Origin of the sequence: Rhodoferax ferrireducens, from assembly GCF_049302455.1 — a bacterium.
GTDB lineage: Bacteria > Pseudomonadota > Gammaproteobacteria > Burkholderiales > Burkholderiaceae_C > Rhodoferax > Rhodoferax ferrireducens_B.
This window is the reverse complement of sequence record NZ_JBAQMD010000073.1, coordinates 79,176-98,188: the sequence shown is the minus strand read 5'-3', so window position 1 is coordinate 98,188 and position 19,013 is coordinate 79,176. Positions and strand designations below refer to the sequence as shown.

At 64.0% G+C, this 19,013-nt stretch carries 19 protein-coding genes; 15 read left to right on the top strand and 4 right to left on the bottom strand.

Going from position 1 to position 19,013, the window contains the following annotated elements:
• Position 1: 1 nt before the first annotated feature.
• A complete protein-coding gene (locus tag WA157_RS13270; protein ID WP_422621406.1) occupies positions 2 to 505 on the bottom strand; it encodes a type II secretion system protein N in 504 nt (167 codons plus the stop codon).
• Between the two features lie 50 nt (positions 506 to 555).
• Between WA157_RS13270 and gspG the strand changes: the two genes are divergently transcribed.
• The 11 genes from gspG to gspF are packed head-to-tail and all read left to right on the top strand — an operon-like array spanning position 556 to position 10,952.
• Positions 556 to 999, top strand: a complete 444-nt coding sequence (gene gspG, locus WA157_RS13265) for a type II secretion system major pseudopilin GspG (protein ID WP_422621405.1) — start codon at positions 556 to 558, stop codon at positions 997 to 999.
• A gap of 46 nt (positions 1,000 to 1,045) precedes the next feature.
• Complete coding sequence (locus WA157_RS13260; RefSeq protein WP_422621485.1) at positions 1,046 to 1,507, top strand: GspH/FimT family pseudopilin; 462 nt, start codon at positions 1,046 to 1,048, stop codon at positions 1,505 to 1,507.
• On the top strand, positions 1,504 to 1,884 hold the full coding sequence (gene gspI / locus WA157_RS13255; RefSeq protein ID WP_422621404.1) for a type II secretion system minor pseudopilin GspI: 381 nt from the start codon (positions 1,504 to 1,506) through the stop codon (positions 1,882 to 1,884). Before WA157_RS13260 ends, gspI begins: the two co-directional genes overlap by 4 nt.
• Entirely contained in the window at positions 1,884 to 2,564 is a 681-nt protein-coding gene (locus WA157_RS13250; protein ID WP_422621403.1) for a PulJ/GspJ family protein, read from the top strand. Before gspI ends, WA157_RS13250 begins: the two co-directional genes overlap by 1 nt.
• Entirely contained in the window at positions 2,561 to 3,538 is a 978-nt protein-coding gene (gspK, locus tag WA157_RS13245; protein ID WP_422621402.1) for a type II secretion system minor pseudopilin GspK, read from the top strand. The genes WA157_RS13250 and gspK overlap by 4 nt, the downstream gene beginning before the upstream one ends.
• 26 nt (positions 3,539 to 3,564) lie before the next feature.
• A complete protein-coding gene (gene gspL / locus WA157_RS13240) occupies positions 3,565 to 4,794 on the top strand; it encodes a type II secretion system protein GspL (protein WP_422621401.1) in 1,230 nt (409 codons plus the stop codon).
• The gene (gspM, locus tag WA157_RS13235) at positions 4,791 to 5,288 is read left to right on the top strand and encodes a type II secretion system protein GspM (RefSeq protein ID WP_422621400.1); all 498 of its coding nucleotides are present in this window, start codon (positions 4,791 to 4,793) and stop codon (positions 5,286 to 5,288) included. The genes gspL and gspM overlap by 4 nt, the downstream gene beginning before the upstream one ends.
• A 53-nt stretch (positions 5,289 to 5,341) precedes the next feature.
• Positions 5,342 to 6,184 carry a type II secretion system protein N gene (gene gspN / locus WA157_RS13230; RefSeq protein ID WP_422621399.1) on the top strand — a complete coding sequence of 281 codons (843 nt, stop codon included), beginning with the start codon at positions 5,342 to 5,344 and terminating at the stop codon, positions 6,182 to 6,184.
• Between the two features lie 6 nt (positions 6,185 to 6,190).
• Positions 6,191 to 8,290, top strand: a complete 2,100-nt coding sequence (gene gspD / locus WA157_RS13225) for a type II secretion system secretin GspD (RefSeq protein ID WP_422621398.1) — start codon at positions 6,191 to 6,193, stop codon at positions 8,288 to 8,290.
• A gap of 23 nt (positions 8,291 to 8,313) precedes the next feature.
• A complete protein-coding gene (locus WA157_RS13220; RefSeq protein WP_422621397.1) occupies positions 8,314 to 9,702 on the top strand; it encodes a GspE/PulE family protein in 1,389 nt (462 codons plus the stop codon).
• 14 nt (positions 9,703 to 9,716) lie between these two features.
• On the top strand, positions 9,717 to 10,952 hold the full coding sequence (gene gspF, locus WA157_RS13215; RefSeq protein ID WP_422621396.1) for a type II secretion system inner membrane protein GspF: 1,236 nt from the start codon (positions 9,717 to 9,719) through the stop codon (positions 10,950 to 10,952).
• Between the two features lie 34 nt (positions 10,953 to 10,986).
• Here the strand turns inward: gspF and WA157_RS13210 are convergent, their stop codons facing one another.
• Both WA157_RS13210 and WA157_RS13205 read right to left on the bottom strand, forming a co-directional pair.
• Complete coding sequence (locus WA157_RS13210) at positions 10,987 to 12,672, bottom strand: AMP-binding protein (protein WP_422621395.1); 1,686 nt, start codon at positions 12,670 to 12,672, stop codon at positions 10,987 to 10,989.
• A gap of 46 nt (positions 12,673 to 12,718) precedes the next feature.
• Complete coding sequence (locus WA157_RS13205; protein WP_422621394.1) at positions 12,719 to 13,456, bottom strand: FFLEELY motif protein; 738 nt, start codon at positions 13,454 to 13,456, stop codon at positions 12,719 to 12,721.
• 66 nt (positions 13,457 to 13,522) lie between these two features.
• Between WA157_RS13205 and WA157_RS13200 the strand changes: the two genes are divergently transcribed.
• On the top strand, positions 13,523 to 14,032 hold the full coding sequence (locus tag WA157_RS13200) for a hypothetical protein (RefSeq protein ID WP_422621393.1): 510 nt from the start codon (positions 13,523 to 13,525) through the stop codon (positions 14,030 to 14,032).
• 31 nt (positions 14,033 to 14,063) lie between these two features.
• Positions 14,064 to 15,683, top strand: a complete 1,620-nt coding sequence (locus tag WA157_RS13195) for a GMC family oxidoreductase N-terminal domain-containing protein (RefSeq protein ID WP_422621392.1) — start codon at positions 14,064 to 14,066, stop codon at positions 15,681 to 15,683.
• Positions 15,684 to 15,804: 121 nt separating this feature from the next.
• Here the strand turns inward: WA157_RS13195 and fliE are convergent, their stop codons facing one another.
• Positions 15,805 to 16,122 carry a flagellar hook-basal body complex protein FliE gene (gene fliE, locus WA157_RS13190; RefSeq protein WP_011462873.1) on the bottom strand — a complete coding sequence of 106 codons (318 nt, stop codon included), beginning with the start codon at positions 16,120 to 16,122 and terminating at the stop codon, positions 15,805 to 15,807.
• A 185-nt stretch (positions 16,123 to 16,307) separates the two neighbouring features.
• Here fliE and fliF point away from each other — a divergent pair, with 185 nt between their 5' ends.
• A complete protein-coding gene (fliF, locus tag WA157_RS13185; RefSeq protein WP_422621391.1) occupies positions 16,308 to 17,990 on the top strand; it encodes a flagellar basal-body MS-ring/collar protein FliF in 1,683 nt (560 codons plus the stop codon).
• A gap of 23 nt (positions 17,991 to 18,013) precedes the next feature.
• On the top strand, positions 18,014 to 19,012 hold the full coding sequence (gene fliG, locus WA157_RS13180) for a flagellar motor switch protein FliG (protein WP_422621390.1): 999 nt from the start codon (positions 18,014 to 18,016) through the stop codon (positions 19,010 to 19,012).
• Position 19,013 lies beyond the last annotated feature (1 nt).

Here is a 19,013-nt window from a genome sequence, read left to right as displayed (position 1 = left end):
CTCATTCTTCTGTTGGCGTTTTGGCCGGTGCGGGCCGGGCTGGCGCTAGAGTTTGGGCTTGAGTTAATTTTGGCAACTCCAGCGTGACCGACACTGGCGCATCCAGGCTGGTGGCCAGCGATGCGCTGCGCGGCGCCACCGAGTGCAGCACCAGCTCGTCATTCACATGGGTGCCGACCCGGTACGGCTTGGCCGGTTTTCCATCGACGGAAATCAGGGCGTAACTACCGTTGGCCCGGTTGGCAAGCACGCCGCTCAATTTGAAATGACTGGCTGCGCTGTCCACCAGCTTGGCGCTCACGCTGGTCCGGCCACCACCCAGCAGGCGGGCCACGACTTGCGGGTCCGCTGCCGGTGGGGCGGTGTAAATCACGGCTACCGTCAGGCTTGCCGGCACGGTGGCCTGCCACTTTAGGACCCAATAGGTGGCGCTGGCCGCAGCCAGGGCAGCCAGCAAAAAAGTGGCGATGCGTAGCCACCAGAGGGAAAGCAATGCGGTCTTCATGGCTGGATTATCATTGAAGCGAACCCGATATTAGAAAGTGACTTAACCCGATGAAATCAATTTCTCAAAGCATGCGTCGTCGCCTCCAGGCCGGCTTCACCCTGATCGAGCTGATGGTGGTATTGCTGATCATCGGGGTGTTGGCCGCCCTCATCGTGCCGAACGTGCTGGACCGCGCCGATGACGCGCGGGTCACGGCGGCCAAGACAGACGTCAACAACCTGATGCAGGCCCTCAAGCTCTACCGGCTGGACAACCAGCGCTACCCCACGGCCGAGCAGGGTTTGCAAGCCTTGCTGACCAAGCCCACGACCGCGCCGGTGCCACCCAACTGGAAGTCCTACCTTGACCTGCTGCCCAACGATCCTTGGGGCAAGCCCTATGTTTACCTTAACCCCGGCATCAAGGGCGAGATCGACGTGATGTCCCTTGGTGCCGATGGCCAGGCCGGGGGCGAGGGCAAAAATGCAGATATTGGCAGTTGGCAACCATAGAGTGGGTTGGAATGGCCAATAGTTTTTGAATTCGTCTGCGCTCGCGATGGCAAAGGCCAGTCGAGGCTTCACGCTGCTGGAGTTGCTGGTGGTCGTTGCCATCATCGCCATGGCCTCCGCCGGTGTCGGCTTTGCGATGCGCGACACCTCACAGGTGCAGTTGGAGCGCGACGCCGAGCGCCTGGCGGCGTTGCTGGAGTCGGCGCGCGCACGCTCACGGGTCAGCGGCGTGCCGGTGCGTTGGCGCGCCACGCCAACCGGGTTCCGTTTTGAGGGCTTGACGCCCTCCGCGCAACCGGATTCCGATTTGCCGGAGCAATGGCTGGACCCGGATACCCGCGTGGCCGACGGCCCAGCCAGCGCACCGGCTCTTACGCTGTTGTTGGGCCCGGATCCCATCATCGAGCCGCAACAGGTGGAGTTGACGTCTCGCACCCAGCCGGGTAAAAGCGTGCGCCTGGCCACCGACGGCGTGCGCCCCTTTGCCGTGCTGGCGGGCGCGCCGTGAACAGCGCTCGCCAGCCACGGCGCCACGGTGCGCGCGGCTTTACCCTGGTTGAAGTGCTGGTGGCGCTTGGCATTGTGGCCATTGCCCTGCTGGCTGGTTTGCAGGCCACCGCCGCCTTGACCCGCCACGCCCAGCGCCAGTCCGATGTGCTGCTGGCCCAGACCTGTGCCGAGAATGAGCTGGTCAAGGTGCGCCTGGCCAGGCAGTTGCCCGACGTCGGCGACAGCAGCATCGCCTGCGAGCAGGCCGGGGAGGTCTTCACGGTGGCGCTGGCGGTGCGGCCCACGCCCAACTTCAATTTTCGACGGGTCGATGCGCAGGTGTTCAAGGGCGACGCCGCCGTGCTGCGCTTGTCCACCGTGGCGGGGCGCTACTGATGACGCAGCCAGGCTTGCCGCGGCTTCGAGTCAAAGGCTTCACGCTGATTGAGTTGCTGGTGGCGATCAGCCTGATGGCGTTGATGGCGGCACTGAGCTGGCGTGGGCTCGACGGCATGACGCGAGCGCAGACGCAAATGCGCCGCCATTCGGACGATGTGCTCGCCTTGCAGGCGGGCCTGGCGCAGTGGGGCGCCGACCTGGACGCGCTGGCCACCCAGCCCAAGACCCCGAGCCTGGACTGGGACGGGCGCGCCCTGCGCCTCCTGCGCGCCAGCACCGCGACGCCCGGCGAGGGGCTGCGGGTGGTGGCGTGGTCCCGGCGCACGATCGACGGGGCCGGTCAGTGGCTGCGCTGGCAGTCGCCGCCCTTGACCACGCGCGCTGAAGTGCAACTGGCCTGGCAGCAGGCCGCCTTGTGGGGGCAGAACCCGAGCGACGAAGCCAGAACGCGAGAGGTGCGGGTGGCGGCGCTCGATCAGTGGCAAATTTTCTATTTTCGGGACAACGCCTGGAGCAACCCGCTGTCCAGCGCCGGTGCCCCCGGCGCGGCCCAGGCGGCAACGGCTGCGTTGATCCCCGATGGCGTGCGGCTGGAGCTGACCCTGTCAGTCGGCCAGGCCATCAGCGGCCGCGTGACGCGCGACTGGGTCCGGCCCACGCTGGGAGGTGGCAAATGAAGTCGCAGCGCGGTGCCGCCATCCTGACCGCCATGCTGACCGTGGTGCTGGTGGCCTCGCTGGCCTCGGCCACGCTCTGGCAGCAATGGCGCGGGGTCGAGGTGGAGGCCGCCGAGCGCAGTCGCATGCAGTCGGCCTGGATACTGAGCGGCGCCCTCGATTGGGCGCGGCTGATCTTGCGCGAGGATGGCCGCAAAGGCGGCGCCGACCATCTGGCCGAGCCGTGGGCCGTGCCGCTGGAGCAGGCGCGGCTGTCGAGCTTTCTGGCGGCCGACCGCAGCGACACGCAAGCGGCCGATGCCGCGCAAGAAGCCTTTCTGTCGGGCCAGATCACTGATTTGCAGTCGCGCCTGAACGTGACCAACCTGGTGCAAAGCGGCAGCATCGACGCTGCCAGCGAGCGCGCCTTCACCCGGCTGTTCGAGATGCTCGATCTGCCTGAGACCGAGTTGGTCCTGCTGCTGGACAAGCTGCGACTGGCGCAGGGCGCACCAGCGGGTGCTGCCGTGGCGGCGGCGCCTTTGGATGCAACCGACGCGGCCAGCATCACGCTGTGGCCGCAAACGATCGATCAACTGGCCTGGTTTGGCGTGTCGGCGCGCAGTATTGCCGTGTTGCGCCCGTTCGTTACGGTGTTGCCGGCGCGCACACCGGTCAACCTCAACACCGCTGCGGCAGAAGTGATTTATGCGTGTGTCGAGGGCTTTGACCTGGCCGACGCCCATCGTTTGGTGCGCGAGCGCAACCTCACCCACCTGGCCACTTTGAGTGATGCCAGCAAAATCAGCGGCAAGACCTCAGCGCAGTTCAATGCCGCGCTGCACAGTGTGTCGTCGCGCTTCTTTGAAGTGCGCGGTGACCTGCGCATTGACCAGGCGACGGTGCAAGAGGTATCTGTGGTGCAGCGCGACGGGCTGGAGGTCAAAACACTGTCACGGCAACGCGTGGCGAGCAGCTCCCCCACTCTACAATGACCGCCGACACGCACCAAGCAGCACCCATGACCACCCTGATCGTTACCCTACCTGCCGAGCCGCTTGACGCGGCTGCCTTGTACGACTACGTGCTGACCCGCGATGGCAGCACGGTGGCCGAGCAGTCGCGCGCTCCGCTGGCGCTGTTGCCCCTGGTGGGCAAAGCCGACTGCGAGGTGGTGGCCTTGGTGGCCGCGCAGCGTCTGTCCTGGCACCAGGTGCAGTTGCCCAAGGGCACGTTGGGGCGGCGATTGTTTCAGGACGGTGGCGCCTTGCGCGTACGCGCGGTGCTTGATGGCCTGCTTGAAGATCGCCTGCTCGACGACACCGAGCAACTGCATTTTGCGTTGGAGCCCCAGCCGCCCACCGATGCGCCGGTGTGGGTGGCGGTGTGCGAGCGAGCCTGGCTGCGAGCGGCCTTGCAGGTGCTGGAGCAATCCGGGCGGGCGGTCAGTCGCATCGTGCCCGAGTTCACGCCGCAGGCGCTCACGGACACGCTTTACGTCACGGGTGAGGCCGACGCGGCCTACCTGGTGGGCGCCGCCGAAGGCAGCGTTGCCATGTTGCCCCTGTCCCGGGAGGCGATTGCGCTGCTCGCCGGGCCGGAAGAAAAAAATGTGGTGGCCGAGCCCGCCGTGGTGGCCTCGGCTGAAGCGTTGTTCCAGCGCCCGGTCACGCTGCAACAAAGTGCCCAGCGTCAGTTGCAGGCCGCGCAGTCGGCCTGGGATCTGGCCCAGTTTGACCTGGTGACGTCCCAGAGCGCCAGAAACTGGAAGCGTTGGGCTGGTGCCGCGCGCGGCCTGCTCAGCGCGCCGCGCTGGCGTGCCGCCCGGCTGGCGCTGCTGGCGCTGCTGGCGATTAACCTGGCGGGTCTGAACGCCTGGGCCTGGAAGGAAAAGTCCTTGCTCAACAGCCAGCGCCAGGCCATTCAGGCCGTGCTGACCAGCACATTTCCCCAGGTGCGCGTGGTGGTCGATGCGCCGATCCAGATGGCGCGTGAGGTGGCGACCCTGCAACAGGCCAGCGGCGCCCCATCGGGCCGCGACCTGGAGAGCATGTTGGGCTCTTTTGGGGCTGTAGCCCCCGTCAATGCTGTGCCGGAAGCTATAGAATATGTAGCAGGCGAGGCCCGGTTGAAGGGCTTGAAGCTGACCGCGGAGCAGCTCACGGCGATCGCTTCCCAACTCAAGCCGCAAGGTTATGCCGTCAACGTCGAGGCTGACAATGTGGTGATCAAACAGGTGGCTGCCTTATGAAACTACTGTCCGAGCTGCAAGCGCGCTGGCGCCTGCTGGCGCGCCGCGAGCAACGCCTGTTGCTGGCCGCGCTGGCATTGGTGTTGCTGACCTTGCTGTGGAGCCTGGCCTTGGCGCCCGCGCTGGCGACCTTGAAGGCGGCTCAGCAGCAGCGTCTGGTGCTGGACGCCCAGTGGCAACAGATGCAGCGCCTGCAGGCGCAGGCCAAAGTGTTGCAAGCCCAGCCGCCTTTGAGCTTTGCCGACGCCCGGCGCTTGCTGGAGGCCTCGGTCAAACCGCTGGGCGCCACGGCGCAACTGGTGGTCGCGGGCGAGCGCGTGACGCTCAGCTTTAAAGGGATCTCCGCCGACGCGTTGGCGCAGTGGTTGGCGCAGGTGCGCCTGACTGCGCGCGCCGTGCCGAGTGAGGCGCGGCTGGTGCGCGGTGCCGCGGTGGTGGGCGGTGCGCCAGGCGGCTGGAACGGCACGCTGGTGTTGAGCTTGAGCGCGCGCTAAGACGCCGGACCAGGTCAACCGTCCAGATCACACTCGTCCGACCCGCCGACCCCATGTTCCGCCGCCAAACCACCTTGAGAACGCCAGCCCGAAGCCGACCTCGAACCAGCGCACCCAGCGCACTGCCACTCACGGCCCCCTGGTCCTGGGCCTGGTCCGGGGCGCTGCTGGGGCTGGCAGTGGCGCTGTTGCTCAATGCACCGGCACGCTGGCTGACGGTCGCGGTGCAACAGGGCTTGCAGGAGCGGGTGCTGCTGAGTGATGCGCGGGGCACCGTCTGGAATGGCTCGGCCCGGCTCACACTCACGGGCGGCGCCGGCAGCATCGATGCGGCCACCCTGCCCGGGCGCCTGACGTGGCGGCTGCGCCCCGGCTGGCTGGGGCTGGCGGCTGAGCTGAATGCTGATTGTTGTATGCAGCAGCCGTGGCGCTTAAGCCTGCAACCCCGCTGGGGCGGGGTCAGGCTGGCGCTGGCCGACAGCCAGTCGCAGTGGCCGGCGCAGTGGCTCACCGGACTCGGAACCCCATGGAATACGGTGCAGCCCGAAGGTCTGTTGAGCTTGTCGACGCACGGACTCGCAGCCGAATGGGCGGCGGGGCGCTTGTTGCTCAGTGGGCGCGCCCAGCTCGATGCCCTGCACATGTCCTCACGCCTGTCCACGCTCAAACCGATGGGCAGCTACCGCGTCACTTGGAGCGGGGGTGCGACGCCGACCTTGGGTTTGAGCACCCTCGAGGGCGCTCTACAATTGTCAGGCACCGGCCAGTGGGTGGGCGCCAGACTGCGGTTTGACGGCATCGCCAGCGCCACGCCGGAGCGGCTGGACGCGCTGTCTAATCTTCTTAATATCATCGGTCGGCGCGACGGCGCCCGCGCCATCATCAAAGTAGGTTGAATCGGTATGAAACTTCGCGCCCCCATCGGCTCTAAAAATGCTATATATTCAATAGCTGCTTGCGCAATACTGACGGGGGCTACAGCCCTATTTCCTGTAAATCTACTGGCACAGGCCAGCGCCGTGTCGAAGCCGGGCGAAGCCGTTACCCTGAACTTCAGCAACGCCGATATTGAGGCCGTTGCGCGCACCATGGCGACCATCACGGGCACCAATGTGGTGGTGGATCCGCGCGTCAAGGGCACCCTGACGCTGGTCACTGACAAGCCGGTCAGCCGCCGCGCCGCCATGAACCAGTTTCAGGCGGCACTGCGCTTGCAAGGCTTCACCATGGTGGAATCAAACGGCCTGTACAAGGTCGTGCCCGAGGCCGATGCCAAGCTGCAAAGTGGCGCAGTGACGGTCAGCGATGAGTCGATCGGCGGTGCGCTGGGCAACCAGATCACGACGCAGATTTTCAAGCTCAACTTCGAGTCGGCCAACAACCTGGTGGCGGTGTTGCGCCCGCTGATCAGCCCGAACAACACCATCAACGTCAACCCTGGCACCAATTCGCTCGTCATCACCGACTACGCCGACAACCTGCGCCGCATGGCGCGCATCATTGCCGCTGTCGACGTGTCCAACGCCACCGACGTCGAGATTTTGCCGCTCAAGCACGCCATTGCGACTGACCTGGCACCGCTGGTGCTGCGGCTGGTGGAGTCCTCGGCGGCCGGCACGGCGCCGGGCCAGGCTGATACCTCTTTCAAGACCATTCTGGTGGCCGAGCCGCGCTCCAACTCGTTGATTTTGCGCGCCGCCAACCCGGCCCGCGTGGCGCTGGTGAAGTCGCTGGTGGACAAGCTGGACCAGCCCTCGGCGCCTGGTCTCAACGGCGAGGCGGGCAATATCCATGTGGTCTACCTCAAGAATGCCGACGCCACCAAACTGGCCGCCACCTTGCGCGCGGCCATGACCGGTCAGGCCCCGGCGGCGGCGACGCCCGGCGTGGCGGCTGCGGCGACGGTGGCGGTTGTGGCGGCCACCCAGTCCACCACGGGCGGACAAATCCAGGCCGATGTGGCGACCAATTCGCTCATCATCACGGCGCCCGAGCCGCAGTACCGGCAGTTGCGCGCAGTCATTGACCGGCTTGATGGACGACGTGCCCAGGTGCTGGTGGAGAGCCTGATTGTGGAGGTGAACGCCGACCGGGCGGCGGAATTTGGTATTCAGTGGCAGGGCCCGTTGGGCAAGGCCGGCGACGGCGTCATTGGCCTGCTGGGCACCAACTTTGGCGCTGCCGGCAAGAACATCATCAACCTGGCAACCGGTGCCGGCGCCGTGGCGCCGGGGGCAGGTCTCAATTTTGGCGCCGTTCAGCGCACCAACGGGGTCTACGTGCTCGGCTTCCTGGCTAATTTTCTGGAGACCAGCGGCAGCGGCAATGTGCTGTCCACGCCCAATTTGCTGACACTGGACAATGAGGAGGCCAAGATCGTGATCGGTGAAAACGTGCCCTTTGTCACCGGCTCCTACACCAGCAACAACACCAGTGGCAATTCGGTCAATCCGTTCACCACCGTGGAGCGCAAGGACGTGGGCCTGACGCTCAAGGTGAAGCCGCAAATCAACGAGAACGGTACCGTCAAGCTGGTGATCTACCAGGAGACCTCGGCGGTCAAGGCCGGCACGGAGACGGCTGCCAACGGACCGACGACATCCAAGCGCACGATCGAGTCCACCGTGCTGGTCGACGATGGCAGCATCGTGGTGCTGGGTGGTCTGTTGCAGGACAAGTATTCCGGCAACCAGGACAAGGTGCCCGGCTTGGGTGATGTGCCCTTGTTCGGCAATCTGTTCAAAAGCGAGGCGCGTACCCGCAACAAAACCAACCTGATGGTGTTTTTGCGCCCGGTGGTCGTGCGCGACGGCCAGGCCGTCGACCAGTTGTCGATGGATCGCTATGAATTGATGCGCTCGGGCATGAACGCTGCGCAACCGGTGCCCAGCCAGTTGGTGCCGATCAACGAGTCGCCGCTACTGCCCGCGCTGCCGGGTTCCCAGCCGGCCGTCCAGCCGGCCATCAGGTCGCTTGGCCCGACGCCCGCCGTTAAACCCTGACTTCGAGCCGGAGGCACAACGCCATGCGCTACCCGCTGCCCTATGCCTTTGCCCGAACGCATCAGCTCCTGCTGGAGGATGAGTCGGGCGATCTGACGCTGTGTGTGCACCCCGACTCGGGGGCCAGCGCGGTGAGCGAAGTGATGCGCAAGTACCCGGTGCGGCATCTGCAGTCGCTCGGTGCGCAGGCGCTGATCCAGCGCATCAGCGCCGCCTACGCCCAAGGTGAATCGAGTGCCGCGGCGGTGGTCAGCGAGGTCGAGAGCGACGCTGACCTTACGCGCATGATGCAGGACCTGCCCGCGATTGAAGACTTGCTGGAGACCTCGGACGATGCGCCCATCATCCGCATGCTCAATGCGCTCTTGACGCAGGCCGCGCGCGACGGCGCCAGTGACATTCATATCGAGCCCTATGAGCGCCATTCGAGCGTGCGCTTTCGGGTCGATGGCACGCTGCGCGAGGTGGTGCAACCCAACCGGGCGCTGCACGCGGCATTGATCTCGCGCCTGAAGATCATGGCCGAACTCGATATTGCCGAACGCCGCCTGCCGCAAGACGGCCGTATCTCGCTGCGTATTGGCACGCGCGCTGTCGATGTGCGCGTCAGCACCCTGCCGAGCGCCCATGGCGAGCGCGCCGTGTTGCGCCTGCTGGATAAGTCGGAAGGGCGCCTCAGTCTGGAAGCGCTCGGCATGCAGGGCGAGGTGCTCAAGCGCTTCGAGCATCTGGTGACACAACCGCACGGCATCGTGCTGGTCACCGGGCCGACCGGTTCCGGTAAAACCACGACGCTGTATGCTGCCTTGAGCCGGTTAGACGCCAGCCGCAGCAACATCATGACGGTGGAAGACCCGATTGAGTACGAGTTGGCCGGTGTCGGCCAGACCCAGGTCAACGCCAAGATTGAACTCACCTTTGCCAAGGCCTTGCGTGCCATTTTGCGGCAAGACCCGGACATCATCATGATCGGTGAAATCCGCGATTTCGAGACCGCCCAGATTGCAATTCAAGCCTCGCTCACCGGCCATTTGGTGCTCGCCACGCTGCACACCAATGACGCCACCAGCGCCGTCACCCGTTTGACCGACATGGGGGTCGAGCCGTTCTTGCTCAGCTCCAGCTTGCTGGGCGTGTTGGCGCAGCGCCTGCTGCGCAAGCTGTGCCTGACGTGCCATGGTGCCGGCTGTAGCGCCTGTGGCCAAACCGGCTACGCCGGGCGCTCGGGCGTGTTCGAGCTGCTGGTCACGGACGATGCCATTCGCGCCCAGATTCACAACCGCGCGGCGGAAGCCGATATTCGCGCCGCTGCCCTGGCCAGTGGCATGACGCTGATGCGTGATGACGGCGAACGGCTGGTTCGCCTGGGGCTGACATCGCGCGAAGAGTTGGTGCGCGTGACGCGCGACTAGCTTGCATCACTGCCATGCCCGTTTATTCCTTTGAAGCTCTGACCGCTGACGGCGAAACCCGCAAGGGCGTGATCGAGGCCGACTCGGCCAAGGGCGCGCGCAGCCTGCTGCGCGGCCAGGCCATGGTGCCGATCAAGGTCGAGACGGTCGGGGCGCAGGCGGCGGGGCAGGACGGGGCCGGTGGCGCCGGCTCAGGCCGCAGTTTGAGGCGGCGGGTTTTCAGCGCCACGGGGCTGGCCATCTGGACGCGCCAACTGGCCGGCCTGGTGTCCTCGGGTCTGCCGCTGGAGCGGGCGCTGACCTCGCTGTCGGACGAGGCCGAGCGCGACAATGAGCACCACCTGGTGGCGCTGTTGCGCGCTGAAGTCAACGGCGGCGCGACCTTTGCCAAGGCCTTGTCGCAGCATCCGCGTGAGTTCAGCCCCATTTTTATCGCCGTCATTGGCGCCGGTGAGCAAAGCGGCAACCTCGGCCTGGTGCTGGAGCGCCTGGCCGACGACCTGGAAGAGCAGCAGGCGCTCAAGGCCAAACTGATAGGCGCGGCGCTTTATCCGGCCATCGTGTCGCTGGTGGCGGTTGTCATTGTGCTGTTTTTGGTGACCTATGTGGTGCCGCAGGTGGCCCATGTGTTTGCGGGCAGCAAGCGCGCCCTGCCGCTGTTGACGGTGATCATGATCGGCACCAGCGCCTTTGTGCGCAGTTATGGCTGGCTGATGTTGATTGCTATTATTTTTGGAGTTATCGGCGCACGCCTGGCGCTGGCTAACGCCTTGTTTCGTGAAAAATTTGACGCCGCCTGGTTGAACCTGCCGATTCTGGGCAAGCTCTCACGCAGTTACAACACCGCGCGCTTTGCCAGCACGCTGGCGATGCTGGCCGCCGCCGGGGTGCCGATTCTCAAAGCCTTGCAGGCGGCGGCTGAAACCCTGTCCAACCGCGCCATGCGCACCGACGCGCTCGATGCCTTGGTGTTGGTGCGCGAAGGCGCGCCGCTGGCCTCTGCGCTGGCGCAAAAAAAGCGTTTTCCGGGGCTGTTGGCCATGTTCGCCCGCCTGGGTGAGCAAACCGGCCAGTTGCCCACCATGCTGCAGCGCGCGGCCAAGCAGCTCAGTGTGGAGGTGCAGCGCCGCGCCATGCAACTGGCCACCATCCTGGAGCCGCTGCTGATTGTGGTTATGGGCGTGGTGGTGATGTTGATCGTGCTGGCGGTGCTGATGCCGATCATTCAACTCAATCAACTGGTGAAATGAGCGGCCACGCGGGGCGGGGCCGCTGTTGCCCTTGCTATTTGCCCGCACGCAACTCACGCCGAAGTATCTTGCCGACATTCGATTTGGGCAGTTCGTCACGGAACTCAATGTATTTGGGGTGCTTGTAGCCGGTCAGATTTTGCTGGCAATAGCGCGCCACGTCGTCTTCGGCCAGCAGCGGGTTGTCCTTGACGACAAAGACCTTGATGGCTTCGCCTTGCTTCTCGTCGGGCACGCCGATGACGGCGCACTCCAGCACGCCATCGCACAGTGAAATCACATTTTCGAGTTCACTCGGGAAGACGTTGAAGCCGCTGACCAGGATCATGTCTTTCTTGCGGTCCACAATTTTGGTGTAACCGCGCTCATCCATGATGCCGACATCACCAGTGCGCAGGAAGCCGTCGGGCGTGAAGGCGCGCCGGTTCTCTTCGGGCTGCTGGTAGTAGCCGGGCATGACATTCGGGCCCCGGATGCAGATTTCACCGGACGACCCTTGAGACAGGGAGTGGCCCTCGTCGTCCTTGATGGCGATGTCAATGCCGGGCAGCGGCAGGCCGATGGTGCCCGAAAACTCCCGGGCCAGCACCGGGTTGTTGGTGCCAATGGCGCAGGTCTCGCTCATGCCCCAGCCTTCGACCATCGGGCAACCGGTGGTCTCCAGCCAGCGCTGGGCGGTGCCCTCTGAAGCCGCCATGCCGCCCGCTTGCGTCGCGCAGAGACTGGAAAAATCCACGGTTTTGAATTGCGGCTGCGCCAGCAGGGCGTTGAACAAGGTGTTGACACCCGGCAGCAAATGAAACGGGCGCTTTTTGAGCGTTTCGATGAAGCCGCCAAAATCGCGCGGGTTCGGAATCAGGGTCAGCTGCGCCCCCCAGCGGATGGCCAGCAGCGACAGCGTCAACGCAAAGATGTGGTACAGCGGCAGCGCGGCAATGCTGTTGACGTGGCGGACGTCGCCGATACGCGAGAGCGCCGGGTTGAACCAGGCCTCGGCCTGCAAGACCGTCGCCACGATGTTGCGGTGCGTCAGCACGGCGCCTTTGCTCAAGCCCGTGGTGCCGCCGGTGTACTGCAAGAATGCGACGGAATCGAGCGTGCTCGGCGCCGACTTGAAGGGCAGGGCGGCGCCCTTTGCGATGGCCTGCTTGAACGAGGTGGCGGTGCGGCCGTCTGTCAGCGTCAGTTTGTAAGGGGGCACCATTTTGGCAAGGTGGCGCACGGCAAACGTGATCCACTGGCCGTACCAAAAGCCCAGCAAGTCGCCCATGGACGCCACCACCACATGCTGGATCGGGGTCTGGTCAATCACTTCGGCCAGGGTGGCGACAAAGTTCTCCAGCACCACAATCACGCTCGCGCCGGAGTCGGTCAACTGGTGCTGCAACTCGCGCGCGGTGTACAGCGGGTTCACGTTGACGCAGGTGTAGCCGCCACGCAAGACGCCTGCCATCGTCACCGGAAACTGCGGGATATTGGGCAGCATGATGGCCACCCGCGCGTCCGTCGCCAGGCCCAGGCTGTGCAGCCAGGCGCCCAGCGCGCTTGAGAGTTGATCAAGCTGGCCATAGGTCATCCAGCTCTCCATGCACACGGCGAAGCGGCTGCTGGCGTTCTTGCGGAAGGACTCTTCCAGCAGTTGTGTCAATGAGGCGTATTGCTCTGGGTCGACGTCATGCGGGACGCCGGGGGGGTAGCTCTTGAGCCAGATTTTTTCCATGCGGTTTCTCCTTGGCTCTGATTTTGAGCCAGAGTGGCCGCCCGCCTTACAGGGCTTGCCCCAGTATCTGGGTGATTTCGGTCTCGCACGCGACAGCGCTGGCCTGAAAAAGCCGCTCGATCAGGCCGGCTTCGCGCTGGCGGACGGTGTCGAGAAAATAGGACGCGCCGTCGCCCTTGCGCCCCATGGCGGCGAAGGTGTCAAAGCCTGATTCCAGAAATTGCTGCAGCGCACTGAGCCCCATCATGCGCGCCGGGCCGCGCATCATTTTCAGCATCATGCGCAGGCCAGGGGTGCGTGTCAGGCGGTCGAGTTCCTGCCCAACCTCCAACACCGTTGCCAGTTGGACGTCGCGGTCCGCACGACGGCCAACGCTGCGCCAGGCGGCCACGTAGCGCGCGACCTCGTCGAGTGCGCCATGGCTCAGCCAGCACTGGGCCATGGCCAGATCGAGCTCTTCCGTCAGATGATGCAGGCGCGCCATCGACACGGCGGTTTGCACCACCTGCTGGGGAAAAAGCCGCTCCAGGCCACTGGCAATGCGCGCAAATTGCGCATCGCGCAAGGTGTAATCTTTCTCGCTGTACAGCTCCTCCAGAAAAAACCGGGCGGCTGGCTGGTACTGTTGGGACTGCAGCAGATCAAAGTAGGTCCCGGCAAAGCGTCGGGCCTGCAGTCGCTTGACCTCGCTGATGGCCTGCGCCAACTCGGGGTTGTCGGTGGCACTTTGACGCAGTGCGGTGACGCGGCTGACGGCGTCGCGGATGATGTTGGTGGCTTCCATATTAAACCCTGAGTCTACCTAGGTGCCAGGCTCTAGAAATAGCGCGCTTTTGCATGCGATATTCCAATGATGCAAAGAAGAACCTGGCTCAAATTGGGTGCCGTATCGGCCACGGTGCTGATTTTGGCGGGGGGTGCGACTGCCTTGTTGCAACCCGGCTTGCGGCAAGGGCACTTGACGCCGGGCGCGCAGGACGTGTTCACCAGCGTGGCGCGCGCCATTCTTGATGGCACCCTGCCCACAGAACCGGCGCAAGCCCAGGCGGCGCTGAAGGGCCTGATGCCGCGCATTGATGCCTTGGTGCAGGCCCTGCCGCCCCATGCACAAGCCGAACTGTCGCAACTGCTCGGGCTCCTGGGTACCGCGGTCGGACGGCGCACGCTGGCCGCTCTAGCGCCCGATTGGCGCAGTGCGAGCGTCGCCGAGGTGCAGCAAGCCTTGCAGTCGATGCGCAGCTCGCGCTTGGGCTTGCGCCTGCAAAGCTACCAGGCCCTGCATGACATTGTCGGCGCGGCCTATTTTTCGGATGCCAGCACCTGGCCCGCGCTGGGTTATCCCGGCCCTTTGACAATTTGAATCACCCCCCTTACCGAGGCGCCACTTAGTTATGAGCAGTTTGCAGGATCCGATCCGCGACGGATTAAAGCGTGGCTGGAAAGTGCTGGGTGGCGCGCACGGCGCACGGCCCGAAAAAATGGTCTGCGATGTGGCGATCGTTGGCTCGGGCGCCGGCGCCGGTATCAGCGCCGAGCTGCTGGCGCGCGCGGGTTTGCAGGTCGTGATCATTGAAGAGGGGCCGCTCAAGAGCAGCAGCGACTTCAACCAGAAGGAGGCAGAAGCCTACCCCGCGCTGTACCAGGAAAGTGCCGGCCGCAAAACCGCCGACAAAGGCGTCACGATCCTGCAGGGGCGCTGCGTGGGCGGCTCCACCACCGTCAACTGGACCAGCTCATTTCGAACACCGCTGGATACCTTGAGCTATTGGCAGCAGAAGTTCGCGCTGCCTGACTACACCAACGACGCTTTGGCACCCTATTTCCAACAGGCCGAGACCCGGCTCAACATGGGCCCGTGGCTGGTCGCGCCGAATGAAAACAACGACTTGTTGCGCCGCGGTGCCGCCAGGCTCGGCATCCCGGCGGCGGCGATTGCCCGCAACGTCAAGGGCTGCTGGAACCTGGGCTCCTGCGGCATGGGCTGCCCGACCAATGCCAAGCAGTCGATGCTGGTGACCACGATTCCCGCTGCGCTGGACTTGGGCGCCACGCTGCTGGTAGAAACCCGGGCCGAACAGTTTGAGCTGGTCAATGGGCGCCTGCGATCGGTCCGTTGCATTGCAGTAAAACCGAACGGAGCCCCCGTCGAATCTGGTGTTAATGCTACAACAATAATAGCTAAGCATTTTGTACTGGCGGCCGGCGCGATCAACTCGGCGGCCTTGCTGCTGCGCTCCAACGCGCCCGATCCGCATGGGCGCCTGGGTCGGCGCACCTTCTTGCATCCGGTGGTGATGTCGGCGGCCATCATGAGCCAAAAGGTGGAGGCCTGGGCTGGCGCACCGCAAACCATCTATACCGATCATTTTATGGGCACCCAGCCGATTGACGGCCCGATCGGCTTCAAGCTCGAAGCGCCGCCCTTGCACCCGGTCATCTTTGCCTCCACGGTGTTCGGTTATGGCCAGGAGCAAGCCGCGATGTTGGCGCAGTTTCCCCACACCCATGTCCTGTTGGCGCTGCTGCGCGACGGATTCCATGAAGAAGCGGCGGGCGGCCAGGTCAAGCTGCGGGGCGACGGGTCGCCCGAGCTGGACTACCCGCTGACTGACTTTGTCATGGCCGGGGCGCGGCGTGCCCTGCTGGCGATGATGGAAATCCAGTTTGCCGCCGGTGCCCGGCAGGTGTTGCCGATGCATGAGTCGGCCCGGCCCTGCAACAACTGGACCGAGGGCCGGCAGGCGGTAGCGGCGCTGGCCATGCAGCCGCTGCTGACCAAAGTGGTGAGTGCCCATGTGATGGGCGGTTGCGGCCTGGCTGGCACGGAGGCCCTGGGCGTGACGCGCCCGGACGGCGTGCATTGGCAGTTGGACAATCTGTCCATTCATGACGGGTCGATCTTCCCGACCAGCATTGGCGCCAACCCCCAGTTGTCCATTTATGGCATCGTCAATCGTCTGGCGCAAGGGCTGGTCAAGCGGCTCACGGGGCAGGATCTGAACCTGGCGTGAGGACGCCGGTGTTCGTGCTGATTTGCTATTTAATTAATAGCTTATTACGCAGTATCCACGGGGGCTAGAGTCTGATTTTACTTAAATCCTTCGCTTGAAGGCTGGTGCTTCAGAACAGGCGTCACACCTGCATGTTCATGATGTCTGTATAGGCCTGCACCATGCGGTTGCGCACATGCAGCGTGGCCTGAAAGCCGATTTGCGCTTTCTGGATCGCCACCATGGTTTCTTCCAGGCTGACATTGGGGTTTTCCATTTGCACTTCGCGCTGCAAGCGAGTGGCGTCGTTTTGCGCCGCGCTGACCGAACTGAGGGCGCTTTTGAGTGCGCCGGAGAAGCCGCCGTCGGCGCCGCCCGTCACCTGGCTGGATGACAGGCGCGGTGCCAGCGTGGGGCGCACCGTCGTCGGCATGGTGGTGGGGGAGAGTCGGAGTTCCATGGGGCCGTCTTGCCTGATAAATTGAGAGTTGAGTGATGCTAGGGCGGGGCTGGCAAAACATTAATTTGAAGTAAGGGGTAAAAACGCGGCTTATCGAGCTAATGTTTTCGCAGCCGGGTCGAATAATCGTCGGCATCGGTGGTGCAAAATTGCGCCACACTGACCTGGAAACCCTTGGAAACCCTATGTCTGCCGCCTCCGCCATCGCTATCAACCCCACGCTGTCACAGCGTTTTTCCGGTCTGGACCAAGGTCAACGGCTGCGCATGGGCTTGGGGCTGGCCGTGTTTGTTGCCATTGGCATCATCGGGCTGATGATGGGGCGCCAGGCCGAGTGGCGCGTCTTGTATGCCAATCTGGCTGACAAAGACGGCGGCGCCATCGTGGCCCAGTTGTCAACCATGAACGTTCCGTACAAGTATGCCGATGGCGGGGGCGCGATCCTGGTGCCGGCCGACAAGGTTTATGACACGCGTTTGCGACTGGCCTCGCAGGGCTTGCCCAAGGGGGCGGTCGCCGGCTTCGAGACGATGGATGCCAACCGCTTTGGCATGACGCAGTTTCAGGAGCGGCTGGCGTTTCAGCGCGGCCTGGAGGGTGAGTTGACGCGCTCGATCCAGGCGCTGTCCTCGGTGCAGAGCGCCCGCGTTCATTTGGCCTTGCCGAATCAAAACGGATTTTTTCGTGAGCAGCAAAAGCCGTCGGCCTCGGTGCTGGTCAGTTTGAACGCCGGGCGCACGCTGGACCGGGCGCAGTTGGCGGGCATCGTGCATCTGGTGTCGTCCAGTGTGCCCGAGATGAACGCCAGTGCGGTGAGCGTGCTCGATGATTCCGGCAAGTTGCTGTCGACCCCGCCCGAGGGCGCGGACGGCGCCGGTGGTGGTGACGCACAGCAACTGCAGTATGTGCAGCAACTCGAGCAGCTCTACAGCCGCCGTATTCTGGACATTCTGGAGCCGGTCGTGGGCCGGGGCAACGCGCGAGCGCAGGTGACGGCCGAGCTTGATTTCTCACAGACGGAATCCACCTCGGAGTCGCACAAGCCCAATCAGACGCCCGATTCAAGCGCGATTCGCAGCCAGCAGGTATCCGAGAGCAGCAACGGCAGTGGCATCAGCGGGCCTCCTTCGGGTGTGCCGGGTGCGACCAGCAACAAGCCGCCCGGACCGTCTTCGGCGCCCATCAACGGTGCGCCACAAACCTTGACCGCGGCTGGCACCGGCGCCAGTGCCAGTGCCGGGGGTCGCCGTGAATCCATCATCAACTACGAGGTGGACAAGACGGTCAAGGTCGTGCGCGGCGGCACCGGCATCGTCAAGCGCATCAGTGCCGCCGTCGTGGTCAACCACCAGTCGGTGACCGATGCCAAAGGCAAAACCACCACCACGCCTTTGAGCGCGCAGCAGATCGAGCAAATGACGGCCTTGGTACGCGAAACCGTCGGCTTCAACAAAGAGCGGGGCGATTCGGTGAACCTGATGAATGCGCCGTTCACCACGGAAAGAGTGGTGCCTGTGGACTTGCCATTCTGGAAGCAGTCCGAAATTCAGGATTTGGCGCGCAGCTTGGCCTGGCCACTGGGCACTTTGTTGTTCGGCGCTTTGGTGCTGCTGGGGGTGATTCGCCCGGCGCTCAAGACCTTGGCGCAGTCGCAACCGAGAATCTCGGCTTCAGCCCACCAGTTGAATGCGATTGAGTCCGAGGCGCCAGAGCGGGCGCAGTTGGCGGCCCCCGCCAGAAGCAGTGAGCTTGCCGGCCCCACCAGCGGTGAACTGGCCTTGGATGATGCCCGCAAGTTGACGCGCGACAACCCGGCTGCGGTGGCCAATATCGTCAAGACCTGGATCAATGGTGAGGCGCCGGCCTGATGGGGCCCGGTTGGGATCACAAGATGAATCAAACAGACGGACTACAAGACGCGGCCATTCTCATGATGTCGCTGGGCGAGGCGGAGGCCTCGGAGGTGTTCAAGCATCTGTCGCCCAAAGAAGTTCAAAAACTGGGCGAGGCGATTGCCAAAACCAAGGCCATCACGCGCGAGCGGGTGGATGAGGTGGTGGACCGTTTTACCGGCGTGGCCGCCGCCCAGAGCCTGCTGGTGTCAAACTCAGGCGACTATGTTCGTTCGGTCCTGAAGCGCGCGCTCGGGGACGACAAGGCGGCCTTGCTGATTGACCGCATTTTGCAGGGCGGTGATGTCTCCGGCATCGAGAGTCTGAAATGGATGGACCCTTCGTCCGTGGCGGAGCTCTTGCGCAATGAGCATCCGCAAATTGTGGCGGCCATTCTGGTTCATCTGGACTTTGACCAGGCCGCCGATGTATTGAAGTTTTTTGCCGAGCGCCAGCGCAACGAGGTGATGCTGCGTGTGGCCACCATGGAGGGCATTCAGCCGTCTGCCTTGAAGGATTTGAACGAGGTGCTGTTCCAGGTTCTGGCCGGTGGCGACAAGGTGCGCAAGTCGTCGCTGGGCGGCGTCAAGACGGCGGCAGAAATGATCAATCTGATGGGCACGGCGATCGAAGGCACGGTGATTGAATCGATCCGCAACCATGACCCGGACCTGGCGCAGAAGATCATGGACAAGATGTTTGTCTTTGACGATGTCTTGAAGCTCGACGACAAGGCGATCCAGACGGTGCTGAAGGAAGTGTCTTCCGACGTGCTGATCGTCGCCCTGAAAGGCGCCCAGCCCGAGCTGAAAGAGAAGTTTCTGGCCAATATGTCGACGCGCGCGGCCGAGGCGCTGCGCGAAGACCTGGAGTCGCGCGGCCCCATGCGCCTGTCCGAGGTGGAGGCCCAGCAGAAAGAAATCCTGAAAACAGTGCGCCGTCTGGCCGATGAAGGCACCATCGTGATTGGTGGCGGCGCAGATGACTTGATGGTTTGAC

Coding starts and splice junctions, on each gene's coding strand:
- fliF (WP_422621391.1), top strand. CDS start 16,308: ATGTCTGCCGCCTCCGCCATCGCTATCAACCCCACGCTGTCACAGCGT.
- WA157_RS13220 (WP_422621397.1), top strand. CDS start 8,314: ATGCGCTACCCGCTGCCCTATGCCTTTGCCCGAACGCATCAGCTCCTG.
- WA157_RS13200 (WP_422621393.1), top strand. CDS start 13,523: ATGATGCAAAGAAGAACCTGGCTCAAATTGGGTGCCGTATCGGCCACG.
- gspL (WP_422621401.1), top strand. CDS start 3,565: ATGACCACCCTGATCGTTACCCTACCTGCCGAGCCGCTTGACGCGGCT.
- WA157_RS13260 (WP_422621485.1), top strand. CDS start 1,046: ATGGCAAAGGCCAGTCGAGGCTTCACGCTGCTGGAGTTGCTGGTGGTC.
- fliE (WP_011462873.1), bottom strand. CDS start 16,122: ATGGAACTCCGACTCTCCCCCACCACCATGCCGACGACGGTGCGCCCC.
- gspG (WP_422621405.1), top strand. CDS start 556: ATGAAATCAATTTCTCAAAGCATGCGTCGTCGCCTCCAGGCCGGCTTC.
- WA157_RS13250 (WP_422621403.1), top strand. CDS start 1,884: ATGACGCAGCCAGGCTTGCCGCGGCTTCGAGTCAAAGGCTTCACGCTG.
- WA157_RS13195 (WP_422621392.1), top strand. CDS start 14,064: ATGAGCAGTTTGCAGGATCCGATCCGCGACGGATTAAAGCGTGGCTGG.
- WA157_RS13270 (WP_422621406.1), bottom strand. CDS start 505: ATGAAGACCGCATTGCTTTCCCTCTGGTGGCTACGCATCGCCACTTTT.
- WA157_RS13205 (WP_422621394.1), bottom strand. CDS start 13,456: ATGGAAGCCACCAACATCATCCGCGACGCCGTCAGCCGCGTCACCGCA.
- gspD (WP_422621398.1), top strand. CDS start 6,191: ATGAAACTTCGCGCCCCCATCGGCTCTAAAAATGCTATATATTCAATA.
- gspN (WP_422621399.1), top strand. CDS start 5,342: ATGTTCCGCCGCCAAACCACCTTGAGAACGCCAGCCCGAAGCCGACCT.
- gspK (WP_422621402.1), top strand. CDS start 2,561: ATGAAGTCGCAGCGCGGTGCCGCCATCCTGACCGCCATGCTGACCGTG.
- gspF (WP_422621396.1), top strand. CDS start 9,717: ATGCCCGTTTATTCCTTTGAAGCTCTGACCGCTGACGGCGAAACCCGC.
- fliG (WP_422621390.1), top strand. CDS start 18,014: ATGAATCAAACAGACGGACTACAAGACGCGGCCATTCTCATGATGTCG.
- WA157_RS13210 (WP_422621395.1), bottom strand. CDS start 12,672: ATGGAAAAAATCTGGCTCAAGAGCTACCCCCCCGGCGTCCCGCATGAC.
- gspM (WP_422621400.1), top strand. CDS start 4,791: ATGAAACTACTGTCCGAGCTGCAAGCGCGCTGGCGCCTGCTGGCGCGC.